The sequence below is a fragment of the Eupransor demetentiae genome, from assembly GCF_963930865.1.
In the GTDB taxonomy this organism is placed as follows: domain Bacteria; phylum Bacillota; class Bacilli; order Lactobacillales; family Lactobacillaceae; genus Eupransor; species Eupransor demetentiae.
Window position 1 is genome coordinate 25,496 of sequence record NZ_CAWVOH010000001.1, and the last position, 21,036, is coordinate 46,531.

Here is a 21,036-nt window from a genome sequence, read left to right on the forward strand (position 1 = left end):
CCTTGGTGAACTCTTTTAAATCATAGACCTAATAGCTGTTTCTTCTTAACGTCAAATTCTTCTTGAGTGATGATTCCCTCATCAAGAAGAGATTTGAGTTTTCTTATTTTTGTAAATGAATCATCTTGAGATTCGGCTTGTGGTTGACTGCTTTTATTGTCGTAAGAATCCATTGCCTGTCGGAGTTTATCAACCAAAATCGGAGCTGTTTCTTTGCTTACATTTTCAATTAAAGTTGTGTTGGCTCCATTGGTAATTGCAACATTAGCTAAAACAAGCTTCTTACTATATGAAACAGAGTTAATGTGATTGAAAGGGAATTCTTTGAAATCAGAACCCCAGGTCCAATTATTGTTAACAAAAACAAGACGTTGATCAGTAAGTACAACTAAAACCGTTTTGGAATCAGAAAAACCACTTGTCGCGTAAAGAATTGTTTCATTATCACGAAGAATTTCCAGTAGGTGTCTAACTTCTTTTTTAGTTCCAAAGAGATCACTGACACCAGCTGCATCCATCTGAGCCTTAATTTTTAACATGTCTTCGTCATGTTGTTTCTGTGTTTCAGTACGATGTTCAGTTTTATAAGCCTGATTATCTTCTTTAACCTGATCTTTTGTGCGTGGCTGACCAGATTCAATGATTTCTTTGCATTCCTCTGCGGTGTGATGTTGAAACCAATCAACAGCAGAAAAAGCAGCGGGTTTTTCCAATGTTTTTGACGCACAGTTGAAATCAATATGACCGTCAGCAACTGTAGTTGATTTACCAAATCCTATTTTTTCATTACAAATTAAGCATTCCTTTGCCATAATTTCTTCTCTCTTTCCAATTAATTCGTGAGACCAAACACAAGTATTAATTATAAGACATAAAGTGCTAATGTATTATTATAATTATCAATTTTGTACAAAGCTGAACACACTTCATAAATTTGTCATCAAAAAAGCCCACCAGCCATCCGGCCAGCGGGCTTCCTTTATATCTTATTGTTTATGCGTCACAATCCGGCCCTTAATCATCCAGGAACCGTTGTACTTGACGGCCTTCATGACTTGGAACTTGACGTGCTTGCCCTTTTTCAATCCGCTTTGCTTAGCTTCGGGGAAGAAGTTCAAGTGCTTACCGGCCTGAATAACTTGGCCGTATTCCTTATCACTTTTGACCTTGAGAATGTCAACGTCGATAACCTTACCGTACAAGTTGTCCTTATCGTTCAAGGCGCTTTCGGCTTGGGTCGTCGTGTAGTCGACGGGGATGTGGTAGTGATCGTATACGCTGTAGGCGTTGTAACCAATCAAGCCGACACAGACAATGCCGACCAACCAGTAAATCCATTTTTTAGAAAACTTAGACATTAAATATCTCTCCTTAGTGTGAGACAAAAGCTCGTCTCACTCGTATCATTCACTAGACCCTTACTTCAAGTCCACGGTAATGTGGAGTGAATCACCGTCACGGTTGACCTTAACAACTAACTTCAAGTTGTCGTCGGGGTTCGCCTGCGTCGTAATGTCACCGGAAACAGAGTCATTCTGAGCTAGGCTACCACCGGTAAATCCGCTGGCTTGCGCATTCTGGCCCAGACTCGTCTGGTTACCATCGTCGTCAAGCGAGAAGTTGTTCGGATTGTAGGAAACATCGCTGCTACCCTTGTTGGCCATGGAGACGTTAACCTTGACGAACTTCTTACCATCTTCCGCCTTTTGATCACCATCAGTGTCACTGTAGGAAATGTTGTTAACGCGGTATAGGAAGCCGTTGTGGTCAGCAGTTTGTCCGACCTTCAGAGTTGAAGTTGGGATGCTCTTCACCGGCGCAACCGTCTCGTGCTTAACAGGCTTTTTAAAGGTTAAGTCACCGATTTCGGCGAGGACAATCACAACCAGGATAATGGTTGAAAGAATGAACCAGCCGTGCCGATAGAAAGGCACATGATATTCGGTTTCAGTTGTATTTACTTCGTTCATCTGTAAACCTCTGTTACCATTATAAATGATTTTAGCGGAAAGGTCTCTTTAAAAAAATTTAAACTTTGCTAAAATAGAGCTGTATCGAAAAAGGAGAGAGAAATGTTAAAGAGTATTTATGGTTTGTCAGCCCTCGGTGTGGCCGGATTACTTTTGTCCGGTGCATCAGTGGCTAACGCTGATAGTAATAATGATGCTTTGCCTGGAGACCCACAAGCGGCCTTCGTGATGCCAGCCTTTTTGCCGGGTGCAATCTGGGATAAGGCTGCCCAAGAACCCGTTTCATATGGAAATGATGCACTTGTTGCACCAACTAATTCAAATGGTACGGAAGTAGTTCCTGACCACTACATTCCTGGTCAAACTTGGAATGGCGAAAAGCAGGTTAACGAACCAGTTGTCACGTCAAACAATGAGGCAACGCCGAGTAGTAACTCAGCCAATGCCAGCACAAACAATTCAACTTCCGTAAACCCACACAACATTCCTGGTGTTGTTCGTGATGTCAACAAGTTTGCCACGAACAATGGGGATGTTTACTACTTCGGTAACAATGGCGAAGTTGTGACTGGTGATCAGACTATCAACGGTCATCAAGTTCATTTTTTCAACGATGGTAAGCTCGACTGGAACAGTGTAAATGTCGATTTGCCTCATGATTTCTACAACCAAAACGAAGAGGGTGCCCCTGAAGGCTGTGAGGGAACTTCTTTCCAAATGGCCCTTTCTGCAAAGGGTAAGCAGGTGCCTTCATTGAAGGATATCTACAACACTATCGGCTACGGTTGGGATGTTCCTGCCAACGAAGGTTTCCACGGTAACCCATTTGGTTGGGGTGCTGACGAAACGCAGACTGTTCTTGCAGCCCCATTGGCGAACAAGTTGAATGATGTTTACGGTGTTAAGACGGTCGACATGACTGGCGCAAGCATCGGTGACGTGATCTCACAGTTGATGCAAGGTAACCCTGTGATTACTTATATCCCATGGGATTTGAAGATTACGGGTAAGAACAATTTGCACGTCCAGGTCATTACTGGCTATGCAAATGGTAACTTCATCATTGCTGATCCATTGCGTCATGCGGATTACCAACTGCCAGTTGATGATTGGTACTACTTGAATCAAAACATCCAACCGCTTGGTTTTTCTGCCCCACAAGGCATGAACGTTGCGGTTCAATAATAACTAATAAAAAAGGCTACTATCCGAAAGGACAGTAGCTTTTTTTATTGGATGGCGTTGATAATAACCAAAGCACACCCAGCTAGGAAAACCAGAGTTCCCCAAACAAGCTGAGTAATCAGTGAATGGTCACGAAAATATGCGCGCACCCAGGGGAGAAATGAGCCCAACACCAAGAGTAAAATACCCAAGATGATTAGGGCTAGACCGAAAAGTCCAAGCATGTGGCGCCTTCTTTCTGAAAGGGTGGAATTGGTTTACGAATGTTCTTCTATATTCTAGCCGATATCGCCCGGCGAAATATTAAAAAAAGTCTTAAGTAAAAGGATGCCTGTTAAAAACAGACATCCTTTTGGTCAGAGTAGAAAGGCGTAGCCGAACATGCAAAAGACGGCTATCACGCCAATCAAGATAAACCACCAACGGAAATAGACCGGGAAGTCACCCTTTGATTCCAATTCTTCGTCGCGTTCTTCTTTTGATTCCTTCGTCATAATTGCTCCTAAGTTTCTCTTTTCTACTATTGTAACAGCCTAACTTTCAAAAAATGGACAAATACGAATGCTATTATAACGCCTATGTTACAAAGGCTTTTCAATCTCTTTACTTTTCCTATATTAAACGAAAATTAAAGTCCGGAGATGCTATACTATCTAAGTTATCTTTATCCTCTTTCTAGAACTGAATTGATTTGGCATTTACCTACACCGCTCCTTGCGAGCGCCTAGTATATACACTCCAGTTTTCTACTTAATTGTCGTAGTAATGTAAGTCCAAGCCAACGGTAAGCATCCTGCCCAGGGTGCTTATTTTTGTCTTCAAAAAGCCCAATATGAGGGCTTTTTTATTTGTTATGGTCAACAATCCAAGGTTGGTCGGATTCTTCGTTTTCTTTGACGACACGAGCCAAGGTATCTTGAGCGGCCGGCACAAACATCTTAGGGGTTGGGTGAATGGGGACGAAACGAGCGTCCAAGGTTTCGTCACCGTCAACCTTGAGTTCGCCGCCGATTAATTTCACTTCAAAACCGATGGCAATCGTTTCCTGGGCATCGCCCCAGGAGTTTTTCTCAGTGACATTACTGGAGAGACCGATGATGCGGACGACTTCAACATCCAAGTTGGTTTCTTCTTTGAATTCGCGGACTACGGCCTGCATGGGTGAGTCGCCATACTCTAGGTAGCCACCGGGAAAGCCCCAGCCTACATCTGAGTCACCACGTTTTTCCAGGAGAATGGCATCGCGCTTATCATTCCATAAGACGCCGAAGGCCGAGACGAAAATCATGCCTTCGTGACCGACTTTTTCACGCATCCGAGCAATATAGTTTTTATCCATAAGATTGACCTTCCTTTGTTCCCATCATAACAAATGGACACCGGTGCGGCCATGTTATAATAGGAAAAGAATTTACGAAGAAAGCTGGTAGGGCATGGCAAAGCAACACGCGGCCGTTTGGTACGAACATTTACATACAGAAAAGCATACGGGGGCTCGCCGTGGTCGGATTCACACGCCGCACGGTACCTTTGAAACCCCAATGTTTATGCCAGTTGGCACGCAGGGAGCCGTTAAGGGTGTGGATGTCCGCACGCTAAAGGACATTGGCTCCCAGTTTATTTTGTCCAACACTTACCACCTCTGGGTGCGTCCCGGGGATGAATTGATTGCTGAAGCCGGTGGCTTGCACAAGTACATGGGCTGGGATCAGGCCATCCTGACTGATTCCGGTGGTTTCCAAGTTTTCTCCTTGTCTGATGCGCGTAAGCTGAAGGAGGAGGGCGTGACCTTTAAGAACCACGTCAACGGCGACAAGATGTTTCTTTCTCCCGAAGTGGCCATGCGAATCCAAAACAACTTGGGTTCCGACGTCATGATGCAGTTGGACGAAGCCATTCCTTATTTTGAAACTTATGACTACGTTGAAAAGTCGATGCAGCGTTCCTTGCGTTGGGCCGACCGTGCCCAGCAGTACCATAAGAAGACCGATACACAGGCTTTGTTTGGTATTGTTCAGGGGGCTGGTTTCAAAGCTTTGCGAACGGAATCGGCTCAAGAACTGGTCAAGATGGACTTGCCCGGTTATGCCGTCGGTGGTTTGTCGGTCGGGGAATCTAAGCATGAAATGAACCGTGTCTTGGACTTTACCATGCCACTTTTGCCAGAGGATAAGCCCCGCTACTTGATGGGCGTGGCGGCGCCGGATTCCTTGATTGATTCCGTAATGCGTGGCATGGACATGTTTGACTGTGTTTTGCCGACTCGAATCGGGCGTAAGGGGACTTTGATGACGCCGCACGGACGAGTTGTTATCAAGAATTCCAAGTACAAAAACGATTTCACACCGATTGATGCCGATTTGTCCTACTATTCTGATAATCCCATTCGGAGCGAGCAGTTTGGGAACTTAGCCCAGTACGATATTCCGGGTTACAATCCTTTCCAAACTTTGACACGTTCCTACTTGCACCACTTGTTTAATGCGAACGAACAGTTGGGTTCTCAAATTGCTTCGGCCCATAACCTGCGTTTCTTACTCCAATTTATGGAAGACATGCGTCGCGCCATCGAAAACGATGAGCTGCTTGAATTCCGTGAGCGGGTTATGGAAGATTACGGATACAACAAACCCAACGCGCGTTTGTTCTAAAAATTTGTTACAATATTAGGAACATAATTAATAGAAGGAAGTAAAAAATGAATGCGAATATGATTGTCGTTGTTGTTATGCTTTTGGCGGTGGTTTACATCATGTCACGCCAATCAAAGAAGCAACGCGAACGCCAAGCCGAAATGCAAAAGAACTTGGCCAAGGGCGCTAAGGTAACCACGATTGGTGGTTTGCACGCCGTTGTTGATTCAGTTAACGAAGCCGAAAAGACGGTCGATTTGGATGCCGAAGGCGTTATCTTGACTTTCGATATCAACGCTTTGCGTAAGATTGAAAGCGGAGCTACTCCAGCCGCAACGACTGAAGAAAAGCCAGCTGACAAGCCTGAAGAAAACGATAAGCCTTAAAGTAAAAAAGAAGCCATAGGGCTTCTTTTTTTATTGATTATAATGGGCAATTTCTACCAAATTATTGTCTGGATCACGTAGATAAATTGATGTCATAGCACCTAGCGCCCCGTGTTTTTGTTCTGGCCCTTCAATCGGTTGAATATTTTTAGCTTTGAGTTCGGTTAAAACTTGTTCAATAGGCGTTTCGGTGATGAGACAAAAATCTCCGGAACCCGGCGTGGGCTTCGCCGATTTAGGTTCGAATTCATGGTGGATTTGGTGGAGATTGATTTTACAAGCTCCTAAGTGAAGAGCCGTTCGACCGTTCTGAAAATGTTCGACTTCCATTCCTAGGATGTCCTGGTAAAAATTCACACTGCTTGAAATGTCGGCGACGGTGAGTACAAGATGATCAATATTTTTAAATTTCATATGGATATTCCTCCATTGCTAAGCATAGCAAATTGATGTTGAATTCTAAAATTTTGAACGGCACTTTTTGAAAAACTTGTGTTAGGATAGACTATACTTTTTTGCCGATTGAAATGCATAGGAGGATGTCATGCAAATTTTGATCAAACATGCCAAGCCCTATCGCGGACTCTTAATTGCCTCCGTGCTAGCTGTTGTGGTTATGGCGGGTGCTTCCCTCTGGCAGCCCCATCTATTTCAAAAAATGATTTCGGCCATTCTCGCCGATGACAAAAGCAAGCTGCTGGGACTGGGAATTCAGCTAATTGTAGTGGCCCTGTTGGGAATTGCGGCAGGGGTCTTGAACACGATTCTGGCTGGAAAAGTTTCCCAAGGGATGGCTGCAGATATTCGTGCTGAGGAGTACGCCAAGATTCAGTCCTTCTCCTTTGGTAACATCGAAAAATTCTCTGCTGGAAATTTGGTTGTTCGCATGACCAACGATGTTAACCAGGTGCAGCAGCTAATGATGATGTTGCTTTCAACGGTTTTGCGAATCCCGATTCTCTTCATTGGTGCCATTGTTTTGGCCATTTACACGATTCCGTCCCTTTGGTGGATTATCGTTTTGATGATTGTTTTGATTGTGGCCTCATCAGCGGGTATTTTTGCCAAATTGGGCAAGTCCTTTGCTAAGATTCAGTCCCTAATCGATACCAACAACACTCTGGCTAAGGAAAACTTGCAGGGCGTGCGCGTGGTCAAGTCCTTCAATCAAGAAGGAAACGAAACGCAGCGCTTCACCGATAACACTGACGAGTTAATTCGAGTCAACATCAAGATTGGTTATCTCTTTAATTTCACTTTCCCTATTTTTATGATCATATCGAATTCAGCTATTACGGCGGCGATTTTGTTGGTGGGAAAGGATATCGTCAAGCATCCCGAAAACTTGGCGGCAATTTCGCCCTTTGTTTCCTATTTAACGCAACTTTTGATGGCCATTATGATTGGTGGCATGGTTTCAACCTTTGCCTCCCGTGGTTTTGTTTCCCTTGGCCGTATTAAGCAGGTCTTGGACACGAAGCCGGATGTCACCTATGACCCTGAGGCGCCTGCTGAGAATTTGTCGGGTTCGGTGGCCTTTAAGGATGTTTCTTTTACTTACCCAGGCGACGAAAAGCCTGCCTTGAAGCACGTTTCCTTCAGCATAAAGCCAGGTGAAATGGTCGGAATTGTCGGGGCAACCGGTTCCGGGAAAACGACCATGGCTCAACTAATTCCACGTCTCTATGATCCCACTGAGGGGGAAGTTGACGTTGGTGGTGTTAACCTGAAGAAGGTCAACGAAGCCTCTTTACGCAAGACTGTTTCTTTGGTTTTGCAAAAAGCGATTCTCTTCTCCGGTTCGATTGCCGACAACTTGCGGCACGGAAAGCCAGATGCAACGCCGGCTGATATGCAGCGGGCGGCTGAGATTGCTCAGGCTGCTGAATTTGTTGACCGCTACGATGATGGTTTTGACCATGAGGTTGATGAACGTTCCGCTAACTTCTCGGGTGGTCAAAAGCAACGTCTGTCAATTGCACGAGGCGTAATTGGCAAGCCTAAGATTTTGATTTTAGATGATTCAACATCTGCTTTGGATGCCCACAGTGAAAAGTTGGTTCAAGAAGCTTTGAACCAAGACCTGAAGGGCACTACGACCATGGTCATTGCCGAAAAGATTTCCTCCGTGATTAAAGCGGACCGAATTTTGGTCATGGATCATGGGGAACTGGTCGCGGAAGGTAAGCACGAAGAATTGGTGGAAAAGTCATCAATTTACCGTGAGATTTACACGACTCAAAAGGCAAAGGAGGAAGAAGCATGAAAAGCTTTATGATTGCTGTGCGCTACTTCCTGCGCTACTTAAAGAAATATTGGAAGGGCCTGATTTTTGCGCTGGCCTTTGTCATACTGGGAACTTACGCCCAAGTTAGGGCTCCCTATTATATGGGAAAAGCCTTTACGGATTTGTCGACCTACCTCAGTCAGTATGTGAACCCAGCCACTCATGGAAAGGCATCGCTGGATAAGTTCTATTCAGCCGTCTGGTCCATGGCTGCTTTCTACATCTTAACCGAAGTTGGTTTGGTTCTTTCGGGAATCATTACTTCGCGGATTTCTGCCAAAACCTCCGGTCGGATGCGGATTGGCCTCTTCTCCAAGCTACAAAAAATGACCATCAAGTACTTTGATAGTCATCAAGACGGTAAGATTCTTTCACTCTTTACTTCGGATATTGATAACATTTTCAACGCTTTGAACCAGGCGGTTTTCCAGGTCTTTTCACAGGGCTTGCTCTTCATCGGTGTTATCTGGATGATGTTTGAACAATCGGCAACGATGGCTTGGGTGACGATGGCAATGACGCCCATTGTTATCCTCTTGGCCTTCTTCGTGATGAAACGTGCCCGCCACTACATCAACGATCAGCAGGAAGCCATTGGGTCCATGAACGGTTATATCAACGAGCAAATCAACGGGCAAAAGATTATCATCACCGAAGGTTTGCAAAAGAAGTCGATTGCCGGCTTTGCACCTTACAATGAAGATGTGCGTCAGAAGACCTACAAGGGCCAGGTATATTCCGGTATGCTTTCGCCAATGATTCAGGGCTTCTCCTACTTGAACCTGGCCATTGTCATTTTCTTCGGGTCTTGGCTGGTCTTGAACTCCGGCATGTCTAAGGCAGCTGGGCTGGGCTTAGTGGTCGTCTTTTTTAACTACTCCCAGCAGTACTTCCAACCGATTTCACAGTTAACTTCCATCTACAATTCCTTGCAGTTGGCTATTACTGGTGCCAATCGTTTGGATAAAGTTGACCAAGAGAAAGAGGAATCCAATCCTGGTAAGGGCAAGGCTTTGCCTACTTTGGAAAAGCGCGTCGCCCTGAACGATGTTGACTTTGGTTACCAGCCCAATCGTCAAATTTTGCATGATGTTTCCATCGACGTGAAGAAGGGGCAGATGGTTGCCTTGGTTGGGCCAACCGGCTCTGGTAAAACCACCGTCATGAACCTTTTGAACCGTTTCTACGATGTAAACTCTGGTTCCGTGACTTTTGACGGCCGCGATATTCGTGACGTTGACTTGCAGTCCTTACGGGATCAGGTCGGTATCGTGCTGCAGGAATCAATCATCTTTAGCCGAACGATTGCTGAAAACATTAAGTTCGGGAAACCGGAGGCAACGGATGAAGAAATGATTGCTGCGGCCAAGGAAGCGCACATTCACGACTTCATTGAGTCGCTGCCGGATGGCTACCAGACACAGGTTTCGGATGAGAATTCGATTTTCTCAACAGGCCAAAAGCAGTTGCTCTCGATTGCACGAACGATTTTGACAAATCCGGATTTCTTAATTTTGGATGAGGCAACTTCCAACGTTGATACGGTGACGGAAGAAAAGATTCAAAAGGCAATGAACAACGTCATTGCTGGCCGAACCAGTTTTGTCATTGCCCACCGTTTGAAGACCATCCTCGGTGCTGACAAGATTGTCGTCTTGAAGGATGGCCGCGTGATTGAACAAGGTTCGCATCAAGAATTACTTGATCAAAACGGCTTTTATGCCGAGCTATACCACAATCAAATGGTCTTTGAATAAAGCTAAAGCTGTCCCTTGGGGCGGCTTTTTTAATTGGAAGGGCTGTCGGGTAAATGATATACTGAGAGTACTGTTTTTAATTTGGCCTTACTTTAAATTACTGGAGGAACAGGATGAGAATTGGCTTGTTTACCGATACTTATTTCCCGCAAGTTTCGGGTGTTGCGACTTCGATTCGTACTCTGAAAGATGCGTTGGAAGCGCAAGGACATGAGGTTTACATTTTCACGACCACTGATCCTAAGATTGACAAGAACACGAAAGAGGAGCATATCTATCGCTTTTCGAGCTTGCCCTACTTTGGTTTTAAAGACCGCCGTTTTACTTTCCGTGGCTTGATTCAAGCGGTTGAAATTTCCAAGCAATTGCAACTCGACATCATCCACACGCAAACTGAATTTTCATTAGGCTTGATGGGAAAGTACGTTGCCCGTCAAATGAAGATTCCCGTGATTCACACTTACCACACCATGTATGAGGACTATACGCATTACGTTGCGCGTGGCATGTTGCTTAAGCCTTCCGCCGTCGGGCCTTTGGTCAAGGCTTACTTGAAAGGTATGTCAGGCGTGATTGCACCTTCCGAATTAGTTAAGGAAACTTTGATTCGTTATGGCGTTGAAAATATGCCAATTCCAGTGATTCCAACCGGTGTTCCTGTACCAAAGTTGACTGATCACGAGGCTGATTTGCGGGCTAAGTTTGGTTTCAAGCCCGACCAACCCGTGATTCTGTCCCTGGGTCGTTTGGCTTACGAAAAGAACATCGCCATGACGATTTCAGCCTTTTCTGAATTGTTGCAGAGCATCCCCGATGCTCGTTTGGTGATTGCTGGAGATGGTCCGGCCCGCAAGTCCTTGCAAGAACAGGTTGAAGATTTGGACTTGCAGGACAAGATTACTTTTGCCGGCATGGTCAACCACGATGAAGTTTATGACTATTACCACATGGCTAACGTCTTCGTGTCATCTTCTGATTCGGAAACGCAGGGCTTGACCTTCATTGAAGCCATGGCCGCTGACCGTCCCTTTGTTGCCATCCATTCGCCTTATTTGGATAATTTGGTCGACTCCAAGGCAATTGGAACTTTGGTGGATGATTACGATGATTTCTTGGAAGCCATCGAATACTACCTTAAACACGCGAATACCGAAGCCGACTCTGAAGTGCGTCACGAAAAGATGAAAAACGTTGACGCCACCCATTTTGGGAAGCGCGTCTTTGCCTTTTACGAGGACGTCATCGCCGGTTATCAGCAAGAACAGGATGCTAGCCAGGACGATGAAGAACTTAACGATGATGAAATCGGCTACATCAAGCGTATTTTACGAAACCCCTTCAGGAGAAATTAATCTTGAAAGTCTTGTTATATTTTGAAAACCAAGCACTGATCGCCAAGTCCGGCATTGGCCGGGCCTTACGTTTGCAGCAAGCGGCTTTGGCTAATACCGACGTAGAAGTGACCACTGACCCGAAGTGCACGGATTATGACATCTTGCACATCAATACCTACGGAGTCATGAGCCATCACATGGTCAACAAGGCCCACAAGATGGGGAAGAAGGTCATCTACCACGCCCATTCAACTTACGAGGACTTTCGTAATTCCTTCATGGGTTCCAATCTCTTGGCACCGCTCTATAAAAAATACTTGGTTTCCTTGTATGGCAGCGCGGATGCTTTGATTACACCGACGCCCTATTCCAAGCACCTGCTTGAAAATTACGGTCTCAAGCAGCCTATTACCCCAATTTCAAACGGGATTAAGTTGGCGAAGTATACCCAGGATCCAACCAAGGTTGCTAAATTCCGTGAACACTTCGACCTAAAAGAGGATGATAAGGTTGTGATGTCCGTGGGCCTTTTCTTTGAACGAAAAGGGATTTTGGATTTTGTCACTTTGGCGGAGCAACATCCGGAACTAACTTTTATCTGGTTTGGTTACACTGACCCTAAGTTGATTCCAGCCAAGATTCGCCACGTGCTGAAGGATCATCCTAAGAATTTGATTTTCGCCGGTTACATTACCGGGGATGTCATCTTAGGGGCTTATCAGGGTGCCAATCTTTTCTTGTATCCTTCTTATGAAGAAACGGAAGGCATTGTTGTCCTAGAAGCGCTGGCTTCAAAGCAAAAAGTATTGGTTCGCGATATTCCAGTCTACGATCCCTGGCTCAAGGACGGTCAAAACGTCTACAAGGCGGGCGACCTCGTTGAATTTGAAGAGAAAATGCAGGCCATCCTAAAGGGTGATTTGCCTGATGTCACGGCAGCAGGCTACGAAATTGCCCAAGCACGTGATTTGAAAGAAATCGGTCAGCAGCTTAAGGCTGCCTATGAGGCCGTTTTGCAGTAAGCCCCTATCAAGAGGAGTAAAGTAATGTCAAAACGTAATTGGTTATCAGGCGGCCTAGTCGTTATTCTGACTGCATGGGTCATTTACTATCTGACAAATGAATTAAAAGGCAAGGGCCACCAACTTGAAGCAGCTTTGAAGGTACTCGATTGGCGCTGGCTCGCAACTGGTTTTGTCTTGATGCTGGTTTCAATTTGCTTTGAAGCCTTCGCTACGCACGCCCTATTGGACCGTGCGGACCGCAAGCGTCTGACGCCTTTGGCCTTGATTAAAGTTCCCCTGATGAATCTTTTGGGAACTGGCCTGACGCCCTTTGCTTCGGGTGGCCAGCCCGCCCAGCTTTACGCCTTGGTTTCTGAAAAGGTTGAAGCCGGGAAGGCCATGTCGGCAATCTTGATGAAGTTTTTGGTCTATCAAGTTGTTGTGGTACTTTTCTTTATCGTCGGTTACTTTGCTGCCGATGACTTTATTTACAAGAACGTCGCCCCAACCTTTGCCACCTTTATTCCCTTTGCCATTGCCATTCACGCTTTTGTGATTATCGGGATTGCCATGGTTATGTTTTGGCCGGCTCTCACGCTGAAAGTGATGGATTGGTTGGCAAAAGCCGTCGGGTATTTCGCTGGTCACGACCGATACCAAAGTGTGTTTGACAAGGGCAAGGAGAAGATTAATAATTTTCACAATGAATCACGTCGTGTAGTAAAAAATTATCGTTCACTAGCCCTGGCTACGCTGTATACTACATTGCAGTTGATTGTTTTTTATTTGATTCCATACTTCGTGATTCGTTCCTTTGGTTACGCCTGGGTCAATCCTTGGCTTATCGTGACCATGAACATCATGATTGTCATGGTGATTTCACTTTTCCCAATTCCTGGTGGGGTTGGTGGGGCGGAACTTTCCTTCCAGCTCCTCTTCACACCATTCGTTAAGAACCCAGTAACTTTGGTTTTGGTGATTTTGCTCTGGCGTCTGATTACCTATTACTTTGGCCTATTTGCCGGAATTATTGCTTATATTTGGCCGGTCAAAAAGGAGTCCTAATGTATGGCACAGCTTCGTTTACAAAGTGAATTAGATCAAATTTTAAATCGCTTACGAGCCATGACTCAGTCCAATGACCAACCCGTGCAGGTGCGGCGTTTTGAGGTTTATGGCCTAGAAGTGTTACAAGTTACGTATGATCAACATAGCAAAATCTGGACCATTCGCGAACACCGCCAGTCGCGGCAGTTCCAATTCGATGATTTAGATTTGGTGGCAATTGAAATTTATGACATCTTGCACGATGTCCAACTTACTTTTTAAGATTTGACTGATTGAGGAATGATGATGAAATCTAAAATTAAGGCAGCATTTAACCCCCGTACCTGGTGGCCTAAGGCCAAGGATGGCATGCATAACATGTCGCCGCTGGTCGCTTTTTTTCTGCTAAATCTCTTTTTGGTTTGGATTAAGACCTACATTAATTATCTGGTCAACTTTAACCTGGGCGTTACGGGACCAATTCAGAACTTCTTATTGGTCTTAAACCCAATTCCAACAGCGATTATGCTGCTTAGTATCGGACTTTACTTCCGTGGGAAGTTGTCCTATTGGTTGATTTGGATTTTTAACCTGATTCAGTCACTCTGGCTCTTCGCCAACATTCTCTATTATCGTGAATTTACCGACTTCCTTTCCTTTGGAATCATGGGGTCTGGTTCTGCAACGGGGAATAACTTGGGCAAGTCAATTGCCGCCATTATCCATCCGACCGATTACTTGGTCTTCTTGGATTTGGTGATTATCCTAGTCTTCCTACTTTTACGTAAGATTAAAATCGATCGCAAGGGTATCCAAAAGCGCTACGCTATTTTGACAATCTTGCTGGGCTTAATCTTGGTCTTCGTTGACTTTGGAATTGCCAACGTTGATCGCGATGGTCTCTTGGACCGTTCTTTCGACAATAACTACATTGTCAAATATCTCGGTTTGAACGAGTATGCGCTCTTCAACGCCAACCAAACTTACCAGCAATCAAACACGCGTAAGAAGGCGGGTCCTAAGGATCTGCAGAAGATTCAGCAGTTCGTCAAGGAAAATCACAGCCCTGCGAATGTTTCCTATTACGGTACGGAAAAGGGAAAGAACGTCTTCGTTATCCACTTGGAGTCCTTCCAGCAATTCTTGATTGACTACAAGGTGGATGGCCAGGAAGTCACGCCGAACCTAAATGCCTTTTATCACGACCAACACACGAAGTCCTTTGATAACTTCTACAACCAGGTTGGCCAAGGAAAGACTTCCGATGCTGAAATGATGCAGGAAAACTCGCTCTTTGGTTTGAACTCTGGTTCCGCCATGGTTAAGTACGGGGCATCCAACACCTTTGAGTCAATGCCTGGCATTTTGGGCCAGATGGGCTACACAAGTGCGGCCTTCCACGGTGACGTGGCGACCTTCTGGAACCGTAACAACACCTACAAGTCCTTTGGTTACAACTATTTCTTCTCTAAAGAATTCTATCCAAACGCTAATAAGCCAAGCTACAACGTCGGCTATGGTTTGAAGGATAAGATTTTCTTGAAGGATACGGCGCAGTACTTGCAGCAGTTGCCTCAGCCTTTCTATGCCAAGTTGATTACGGTAACGAACCACTATCCATACGACTTGGATAAGGAAAATATTTCCTTCCCAGCTACCAAGACCGGTGATAACACAGTCGATGGCTATGTTCAGACTGCGCACTACTTGGATCAAGCCTTTGGTGAATTGATGGACTACTTGAAGAAGGCCGGCTTGTACGACAATTCAATGTTTGTCTTGTACGGTGACCACTTTGGTATTTCTGAAAATCACCAGCCTGCTATTGCCCAGCTTTTGGGTAAGGATAAGGTAACGGATTACGACTTGGGCGAATTCCAAAAGGTGCCATTCATGATTCACTCCAGCGACTTGGATGGTGGCATTGATCACACCTATGGTGGTGAAATTGATATGATGCCAACTTTGCTTGATTTGCTTGGTGTGCCAACCAATAATATGACCATCTTTGGTCACGACCTTTTGTCCGCCCAAAACCCACAAATCGTTGTATTCCGTAAGGGCGGCTGGGTAACGCCAAAGTACATGAAGTACAACAACCACTACTACGACACGCAGACGGGCGAAGAGCTTTACTTGAGCAAGGATAAAGAATTGGCCAAGGAAGCCAAGGCTAATGATGCCTATGCCGACAAGGTCCTTTCCGATTCTGATAAGGTCATTACCGGCGATCTCTTACGCTTTGATAAGCGGACCGATTTCCACAAGGTGAACAAGAAGAATTATGACTACTCGAAGAAGGCTACTTTGAAGGCCTTGAAGCGTTCGCAAGAAACGAATCCATCTTCAGTTTTGGCCAAGAATGATGGTCATTCAACGACGGATGAATATACGACGGATGCACCTGAATACTCATCATCTTCTAAGTAAATAAAACGAGCAAGTGTGAATAGAACACTTGTTCGTTTTTTGCTATAATAGAACTATTCTTGACGATTTTTAATGGGGGTAGCAATGATTACACAAGAGACTGACCACAAGTTTGAAGTGGTCTCAAAGTACAAGCCCACAGGCGATCAACCCCAAGCGATTGAAAAGCTGGTTCACAACCTTAAAGCAGGGGTGAAGGAGCAGATTTTGCTCGGCGCTACCGGAACTGGTAAGACCTTTACCATTTCCAACGTGATTGCACAAAATAATAAGCCCACTTTGGTTCTTAGCCACAACAAGACTTTGGCCGGACAGCTCTATTCGGAGTTGAAGGAATTTTTCCCGCATAACCGCGTGGAATATTTCGTTTCTTACTATGATTACTATCAGCCCGAAGCCTACGTGCCCAGTTCGGATACCTTTATCGAAAAAGATTCTTCGGTCAACGATGAAATTGATAAGTTGCGTAACTCGGCGACTTCATCACTTTTTGAGCGAAACGATACCATTGTCGTTGCTTCGGTCTCTTCCATCTTTGGATTGGGTGATCCTCACCAGTATAAGGAACACGTGATTTCAGTGCGTGTGGGCGAAGAATATGGTCGTAACGAATTGATGCGGGACCTGGTGGACGTTCAGTTTACCCGTAACGATATCGACTTCCAGCGTGGAACTTTCCGTGTTCGTGGGGATGTGGTTGAAATTTTCCCGGCTTCACAGGATGAATTTGCCATTCGGGTGGAGTTTTTCGGTGATGAAATCGACCGGATTCGCGAAATCAATGCTTTGACTGGTGAAACGGTGGCGGACCGCGACCACGTTGCCATTTTCCCAGCTAAGCACTTTATGACCGATGATGACCGCATGCGGACTGCCTTAGAAGGTATCCGTGAGGAAATGAATGAACAGGTTGAAAAGTTCAAGAAGGAAGGGAAGCTGCTTGAAGCTCAACGTATCAAGCAACGAACTGAGTACGATTTGGCCATGCTGGCTGAAATGGGCTTCACTTCTGGGATCGAAAACTATTCACGTTGGATGGATGGCCGTGAAGCTGGCGAAGCGCCCTTTACGCTGCTCGATTTCTTCCCCAAAGACTTTTTGATTGTTGTGGATGAAAGTCACGTTACCATGCCGCAGGTTCGTGGAATGTTTAATGGCGACAAGGCACGTAAGGAAACTTTGGTTGATTACGGCTTCCGTTTGCCATCAGCACTGGATAATCGACCACTGAAGTTGCCTGAATTTGAGCAGCACGTCAACCAGATTATTTATATGTCAGCGACGCCAGGGGATTATGAACTGGCTCGGGTTCCCAAGCAAGATATTGTTGAACAAATTATTCGACCAACTGGCTTGCTTGATCCAACCATCGAAGTTCGCCCGGTCATGGGCCAGGTGGATGATTTGGTTGCCGAGATTAATAAGCGTGTTGAAAAGGATGAGCGTGTCTTCATCACGACTTTGACCAAGCGCATGGCCGAAGATTTGACCGATTACTTTAAGGACTTGGGCATCAAGGTGGCTTACTTGCACTCTGATATTAAGACCTTGGAGCGAACGGCGATTATTCGTGATTTGCGATTGGGCAAGTACGACGTTTTGGTCGGGATTAACTTGCTTCGTGAAGGAATCGATGTACCGGAAACTTCGCTTGTGGCGATTTTGGATGCCGACAAGGAAGGTTTCTTGCGTAATCCGCGTTCCTTGATTCAGACGATTGGCCGTGCTGCGCGTAACCAAAACGGGCACGTTATTATGTACGCCGATCACGTGACGCGTTCGATGCAAGAAGCCATTGACGAAACGCAGCGCCGTCGTGATATCCAGATTGCATACAACAAGAAGCACGGTATCACGCCAAAGACCATTAAGAAGGAAATCCGCGATTTGATTTCTGTCACTCACGCGGTTGATGATGGTGAAAAGAAGATTGATTTGACGAAGGTTGATTTCAAGGACCTTCCAAAGGATGAACAAAAGGATATCTTGGATAACTTGACCGGCCAGATGAAGGCTGCGGCCAAGTCCCTTGATTTCGAAACGGCTGCAAAGCTGCGCGATAACATTATCTCGTTGAAGGCGGAGCAGAAGAAGGGAAAGCGTTAAGCCATGGCAAAAGATAAAATCGAAATTCGAGGCGCCCGTGCACACAACCTTAAAAACGTTGACGTTGATATTCCCAAGGAATCGTTGACCGTCGTGACGGGTTTGTCAGGGTCAGGAAAGTCTTCCTTGGCCTTTGATACGCTCTATGCCGAAGGACAACGGCGCTACGTCGAAAGTTTGTCCTCCTATGCCCGCCAATTTTTGGGTCAAATGGACAAGCCCGATGTGGACTCCATTGATGGTTTGTCACCTGCCATTTCAATTGACCAAAAGACCACCTCGAACAACCCTCGTTCAACGGTTGGAACGGTAACGGAAATTAACGATTATTTCCGTTTGCTTTTCGCCCGTGTGGGCCGTCCTGATGATCCTGCCGATGGGACTAAAATCATGTACACCATCGACCAGATGGTCGAATACGTTCAAAAGCATTTGGAAGAAGGCACTCGTTTGCAGGTCTTTGCACCGATTATTCGAGGAAAGCGTGGTAGTCACGCTAGTGCCTTTGCCCAGATGAAAAAGCAGGGATATGTCCGCGCACGAGTTGACGGTGAAATCATCGAACTCGACAACGAGACACCGGAATTAGACCGAAATAAGAGTCACGACATTGACGTCATGATTGACCGAATTGTCTTGCGCGACAATGCTCGTTCCCGCCTCTATGACTCTATGGAAGCCGCGGCAAACATTGCTGACGGCATGGTCGAATTAGATGTCGTTACACGTGGTGATGAAGAAGCACCAGCGCCATTGAAGTTTTCCGACCACTACTTGGGTGAACTCCGTGATTTCCGGGTGGGTCGTTTGGAACCGCGTCTTTTCTCATTTAATGCGCCTATGGGGGCCTGCCCGGTTTGTCAGGGCTTGGGTGTCACTCGGGAAGTTGATTTGGACTTGGTTATTCCTGATCAATCGAAGACTTTGCGCGAGGGTGCGATTGCACCCTGGAATCCAATTTCATCGGATTACTATCCCGAATTGCTCGGTCAATTCTGCGACCAGTTTAAGATTGATTTGGATACGCCCTTTGAAAAATTATCAAAAGAAAAGCAGCGCTTGGTGCTTGAGGGATCAGGCGACAAGCCTTTCCACTTCCACTTTAAAAATAGTTTCGGCGGGGTACGTGACGTTGACCAACCCTTTGAAGGCGTTTTAAACAACATTAGCCGCCGTTTCAATGAAACCAATTCTGACTTTACCCGTGATCAGATGGCCATGTACATGACGGAATTGCAGTGTAAGGCCTGTCACGGTTATCGCTTAAACCCGGCCGCATTGTCGGTTAAGGTTCACGGCAAGCACATCGGTCAAGTGGCTGAACTTTCCGTTGAAGACGAGTTGAAGTACTTTAATGACATTACCTTGGGCCAGCAGGACCAAGAAATTGCCGCACCAATCATCAAGGAGATCAAGGACCGCCTTGGTTTCTTGCAGAGTGTTGGTTTGCAATACTTGACGCTGGCTCGTTCAGCTCGAACTTTGTCTGGTGGAGAATCGCAGCGAATACGTTTGGCAACTCAGATTGGGTCGAATCTTTCCGGTGTCCTCTACGTTTTGGATGAACCGTCAATCGGTTTGCACCAGCGTGATAATGACATGCTCCTGCGTTCGATGCAGCGTATGCGTGATTTGGGCAACACTTTGGTTGTCGTCGAACACGATGAAGACACCATGCTCGCTGCCGACTATTTGATTGATGTCGGTCCTGGGGCGGGTTCACTCGGTGGAAAAATTGTCGCTGCCGGTACCCCAAAGGAAGTGGAAGCTAACCCGAAGTCTCTGACTGGACAGTACTTGTCCGGTAAGAAGTTTATCCCGGTTCCTAAGAAACGCCGTCCAGGAAATGGCAATGAAATCGTGATCAAGGGTGCCAAAGAAAACAACCTGAAGAATGTAACCGCCAAGTTCCCGTTGGGGAAGTTTGTCGCTGTCACGGGTGTTTCCGGTTCCGGTAAGTCAACGCTGGTAAACACCATTTTGAAGCGGGCTTTGAAGCAGAAGCTGAACAACAACTCGCAAAAGCCAGGGACTTATAAGAGCATTGAAGGCGTGGAAAATATCGAACAGGTTGTTGATATTGACCAGTCACCAATCGGCCGCACTCCTCGTTCTAATCCAGCCACTTATACTGGCGTTTTCGACGACATCCGTGACCTCTTTGCACAGACCAATGAAGCCAAGCTGCGCGGCTACAACAAGGGTCGTTTCTCCTTCAACACTAAGGGGGGGCGTTGTGAAAACTGTCGTGGTGACGGTGTCATCAAGATTGAAATGAACTTCTTGCCCGACGTTTACGTTGCCTGTGAAGTCTGTGGCGGAACCCGCTATAACTCGGAGACTTTGGAAGTCACTTACAAGGGACTTAATATTTCCCAGGTTTTGGATATGACGGCAGCCGAAGCCCTTGAATTCTTTGCGCCCATTCCAAAGATTGCTCGGCGTTTGCAGACGATTAATGATGTTGGTTTGGGCTACGTCAAGCTCGGTCAATCCGCTACGACTTTGTCTGGTGGAGAAGCTCAGCGAATGAAGCTGGCCTCTGAATTGCACCGTCGCACTAACGGTAAGACGGTTTACATTTTGGATGAGCCAACGACTGGTTTGCACACCGATGATATTGCCCGCCTGTTGACGGTTTTGAACCGTTTGGTTGATGCCGGAAACACGGTCATTGTCATTGAACACAACTTGGATGTCATTAAGTCGGCCGACTGGTTGATTGACATGGGTCCTGAAGGTGGTGCCGGTGGTGGAAAGGTTCTGGTTTCTGGAACGCCTGAAAAGGTGGTCAAGAAGGCTGAATCTTACACTGGTAAGTATTTGAAGATCATTATGGATCGCGATATTGCGCGTGAAAAAGCAAAATAAAAAAGCGTCCCTGAATGGGGTGCTTT

General features: G+C 45.9%; 19 protein-coding genes. 12 read left to right on the top strand and 7 right to left on the bottom strand.

The window, feature by feature from the left end:
* Positions 1 to 20: 20 nt before the first annotated feature.
* The 3 genes from ABSY64_RS00185 to ABSY64_RS00195 all read right to left on the bottom strand — a co-directional run bounded on the left by ABSY64_RS00185 (position 21) and on the right by ABSY64_RS00195 (position 1,970).
* Entirely contained in the window at positions 21 to 812 is a 792-nt protein-coding gene (locus tag ABSY64_RS00185) for a PH domain-containing protein (protein WP_349641049.1), read from the bottom strand.
* Between the two features lie 174 nt (positions 813 to 986).
* Complete coding sequence (locus ABSY64_RS00190; RefSeq protein ID WP_349641050.1) at positions 987 to 1,358, bottom strand: hypothetical protein; 372 nt, start codon at positions 1,356 to 1,358, stop codon at positions 987 to 989.
* Positions 1,359 to 1,418: 60 nt separating this feature from the next.
* A complete protein-coding gene (locus tag ABSY64_RS00195; RefSeq protein ID WP_349641051.1) occupies positions 1,419 to 1,970 on the bottom strand; it encodes a DUF4352 domain-containing protein in 552 nt (183 codons plus the stop codon).
* A 102-nt stretch (positions 1,971 to 2,072) separates the two neighbouring features.
* Between ABSY64_RS00195 and ABSY64_RS00200 the strand changes: the two genes are divergently transcribed.
* A complete protein-coding gene (locus ABSY64_RS00200; protein WP_349641052.1) occupies positions 2,073 to 3,155 on the top strand; it encodes a C39 family peptidase in 1,083 nt (360 codons plus the stop codon).
* A 44-nt stretch (positions 3,156 to 3,199) separates the two neighbouring features.
* On the opposite strand, the gene ABSY64_RS00205 is transcribed toward ABSY64_RS00200, so the two are convergent.
* The 3 genes from ABSY64_RS00205 to ABSY64_RS00215 all read right to left on the bottom strand — a co-directional run bounded on the left by ABSY64_RS00205 (position 3,200) and on the right by ABSY64_RS00215 (position 4,494).
* Positions 3,200 to 3,379, bottom strand: a complete 180-nt coding sequence (locus ABSY64_RS00205; protein WP_349641053.1) for a hypothetical protein — start codon at positions 3,377 to 3,379, stop codon at positions 3,200 to 3,202.
* Between the two features lie 132 nt (positions 3,380 to 3,511).
* Positions 3,512 to 3,649 (bottom strand): hypothetical protein, encoded by a 138-nt coding sequence (locus ABSY64_RS00210; RefSeq protein ID WP_349641054.1) that lies wholly within the window; start codon positions 3,647 to 3,649, stop codon positions 3,512 to 3,514.
* A gap of 350 nt (positions 3,650 to 3,999) precedes the next feature.
* Positions 4,000 to 4,494 carry an NUDIX domain-containing protein gene (locus tag ABSY64_RS00215; protein ID WP_349641055.1) on the bottom strand — a complete coding sequence of 165 codons (495 nt, stop codon included), beginning with the start codon at positions 4,492 to 4,494 and terminating at the stop codon, positions 4,000 to 4,002.
* A 94-nt stretch (positions 4,495 to 4,588) separates the two neighbouring features.
* Here ABSY64_RS00215 and tgt point away from each other — a divergent pair, with 94 nt between their 5' ends.
* On the top strand, positions 4,589 to 5,806 hold the full coding sequence (gene tgt, locus ABSY64_RS00220; RefSeq protein WP_349641056.1) for a tRNA guanosine(34) transglycosylase Tgt: 1,218 nt from the start codon (positions 4,589 to 4,591) through the stop codon (positions 5,804 to 5,806).
* Positions 5,807 to 5,853: 47 nt separating this feature from the next.
* Positions 5,854 to 6,174, top strand: a complete 321-nt coding sequence (gene yajC / locus ABSY64_RS00225) for a preprotein translocase subunit YajC (protein ID WP_349641057.1) — start codon at positions 5,854 to 5,856, stop codon at positions 6,172 to 6,174.
* Between the two features lie 30 nt (positions 6,175 to 6,204).
* On the opposite strand, the gene ABSY64_RS00230 is transcribed toward yajC, so the two are convergent.
* Positions 6,205 to 6,588 carry a VOC family protein gene (locus ABSY64_RS00230; protein ID WP_349641058.1) on the bottom strand — a complete coding sequence of 128 codons (384 nt, stop codon included), beginning with the start codon at positions 6,586 to 6,588 and terminating at the stop codon, positions 6,205 to 6,207.
* A gap of 130 nt (positions 6,589 to 6,718) precedes the next feature.
* On the opposite strand from ABSY64_RS00230, the gene ABSY64_RS00235 reads away from it, so the two are divergent.
* From ABSY64_RS00235 to uvrA, 9 genes are all read left to right on the top strand, one after another.
* Positions 6,719 to 8,440: an ABC transporter ATP-binding protein gene (locus tag ABSY64_RS00235; RefSeq protein ID WP_349641059.1), complete on the top strand. Its 1,722-nt coding sequence runs from the start codon at positions 6,719 to 6,721 to the stop codon at positions 8,438 to 8,440.
* Positions 8,437 to 10,218 (top strand): ABC transporter ATP-binding protein, encoded by a 1,782-nt coding sequence (locus tag ABSY64_RS00240; protein WP_349641060.1) that lies wholly within the window; start codon positions 8,437 to 8,439, stop codon positions 10,216 to 10,218. Before ABSY64_RS00235 ends, ABSY64_RS00240 begins: the two co-directional genes overlap by 4 nt.
* A gap of 113 nt (positions 10,219 to 10,331) precedes the next feature.
* Complete coding sequence (locus tag ABSY64_RS00245) at positions 10,332 to 11,570, top strand: glycosyltransferase family 4 protein (RefSeq protein ID WP_349641061.1); 1,239 nt, start codon at positions 10,332 to 10,334, stop codon at positions 11,568 to 11,570.
* Positions 11,571 to 11,572: 2 nt separating this feature from the next.
* Positions 11,573 to 12,574, top strand: coding sequence for an LTA glycolipid anchor biosynthesis glycosyltransferase, IagA/BgsA family (locus ABSY64_RS00250; protein ID WP_349641062.1), 1,002 nt, complete (start codon positions 11,573 to 11,575; stop codon positions 12,572 to 12,574).
* A 24-nt stretch (positions 12,575 to 12,598) separates the two neighbouring features.
* Positions 12,599 to 13,621 carry a lysylphosphatidylglycerol synthase transmembrane domain-containing protein gene (locus ABSY64_RS00255; RefSeq protein WP_349641063.1) on the top strand — a complete coding sequence of 341 codons (1,023 nt, stop codon included), beginning with the start codon at positions 12,599 to 12,601 and terminating at the stop codon, positions 13,619 to 13,621.
* 3 nt (positions 13,622 to 13,624) lie between these two features.
* Positions 13,625 to 13,885 carry a YkuJ family protein gene (locus ABSY64_RS00260; RefSeq protein ID WP_349641064.1) on the top strand — a complete coding sequence of 87 codons (261 nt, stop codon included), beginning with the start codon at positions 13,625 to 13,627 and terminating at the stop codon, positions 13,883 to 13,885.
* A gap of 87 nt (positions 13,886 to 13,972) precedes the next feature.
* A complete protein-coding gene (locus tag ABSY64_RS00265) occupies positions 13,973 to 16,033 on the top strand; it encodes an LTA synthase family protein (protein WP_434063053.1) in 2,061 nt (686 codons plus the stop codon).
* A gap of 84 nt (positions 16,034 to 16,117) precedes the next feature.
* Positions 16,118 to 18,139, top strand: a complete 2,022-nt coding sequence (uvrB, locus tag ABSY64_RS00270) for an excinuclease ABC subunit UvrB (RefSeq protein WP_349641066.1) — start codon at positions 16,118 to 16,120, stop codon at positions 18,137 to 18,139.
* A gap of 3 nt (positions 18,140 to 18,142) precedes the next feature.
* On the top strand, positions 18,143 to 21,010 hold the full coding sequence (gene uvrA, locus ABSY64_RS00275; protein WP_349641067.1) for an excinuclease ABC subunit UvrA: 2,868 nt from the start codon (positions 18,143 to 18,145) through the stop codon (positions 21,008 to 21,010).
* The last annotated feature ends 26 nt before the right edge of the window (positions 21,011 to 21,036 follow it).

Excerpts from the sequence above, each read along its gene's own strand:
- ABSY64_RS00185 (WP_349641049.1), bottom strand. The coding sequence starts at position 812 with ATGGCAAAGGAATGCTTAATTTGTAATGAAAAAATAGGATTTGGTAAA.
- ABSY64_RS00190 (WP_349641050.1), bottom strand. The coding sequence starts at position 1,358 with ATGTCTAAGTTTTCTAAAAAATGGATTTACTGGTTGGTCGGCATTGTC.
- ABSY64_RS00195 (WP_349641051.1), bottom strand. The coding sequence starts at position 1,970 with ATGAACGAAGTAAATACAACTGAAACCGAATATCATGTGCCTTTCTAT.
- ABSY64_RS00200 (WP_349641052.1), top strand. The coding sequence starts at position 2,073 with ATGTTAAAGAGTATTTATGGTTTGTCAGCCCTCGGTGTGGCCGGATTA.
- ABSY64_RS00205 (WP_349641053.1), bottom strand. The coding sequence starts at position 3,379 with ATGCTTGGACTTTTCGGTCTAGCCCTAATCATCTTGGGTATTTTACTC.
- ABSY64_RS00210 (WP_349641054.1), bottom strand. The coding sequence starts at position 3,649 with ATGACGAAGGAATCAAAAGAAGAACGCGACGAAGAATTGGAATCAAAG.
- ABSY64_RS00215 (WP_349641055.1), bottom strand. The coding sequence starts at position 4,494 with ATGGATAAAAACTATATTGCTCGGATGCGTGAAAAAGTCGGTCACGAA.
- tgt (WP_349641056.1), top strand. The coding sequence starts at position 4,589 with ATGGCAAAGCAACACGCGGCCGTTTGGTACGAACATTTACATACAGAA.
- yajC (WP_349641057.1), top strand. The coding sequence starts at position 5,854 with ATGAATGCGAATATGATTGTCGTTGTTGTTATGCTTTTGGCGGTGGTT.
- ABSY64_RS00230 (WP_349641058.1), bottom strand. The coding sequence starts at position 6,588 with ATGAAATTTAAAAATATTGATCATCTTGTACTCACCGTCGCCGACATT.
- ABSY64_RS00235 (WP_349641059.1), top strand. The coding sequence starts at position 6,719 with ATGCAAATTTTGATCAAACATGCCAAGCCCTATCGCGGACTCTTAATT.
- ABSY64_RS00240 (WP_349641060.1), top strand. The coding sequence starts at position 8,437 with ATGAAAAGCTTTATGATTGCTGTGCGCTACTTCCTGCGCTACTTAAAG.
- ABSY64_RS00245 (WP_349641061.1), top strand. The coding sequence starts at position 10,332 with ATGAGAATTGGCTTGTTTACCGATACTTATTTCCCGCAAGTTTCGGGT.
- ABSY64_RS00255 (WP_349641063.1), top strand. The coding sequence starts at position 12,599 with ATGTCAAAACGTAATTGGTTATCAGGCGGCCTAGTCGTTATTCTGACT.
- ABSY64_RS00260 (WP_349641064.1), top strand. The coding sequence starts at position 13,625 with ATGGCACAGCTTCGTTTACAAAGTGAATTAGATCAAATTTTAAATCGC.
- ABSY64_RS00265 (WP_434063053.1), top strand. The coding sequence starts at position 13,973 with ATGCATAACATGTCGCCGCTGGTCGCTTTTTTTCTGCTAAATCTCTTT.
- uvrB (WP_349641066.1), top strand. The coding sequence starts at position 16,118 with ATGATTACACAAGAGACTGACCACAAGTTTGAAGTGGTCTCAAAGTAC.
- uvrA (WP_349641067.1), top strand. The coding sequence starts at position 18,143 with ATGGCAAAAGATAAAATCGAAATTCGAGGCGCCCGTGCACACAACCTT.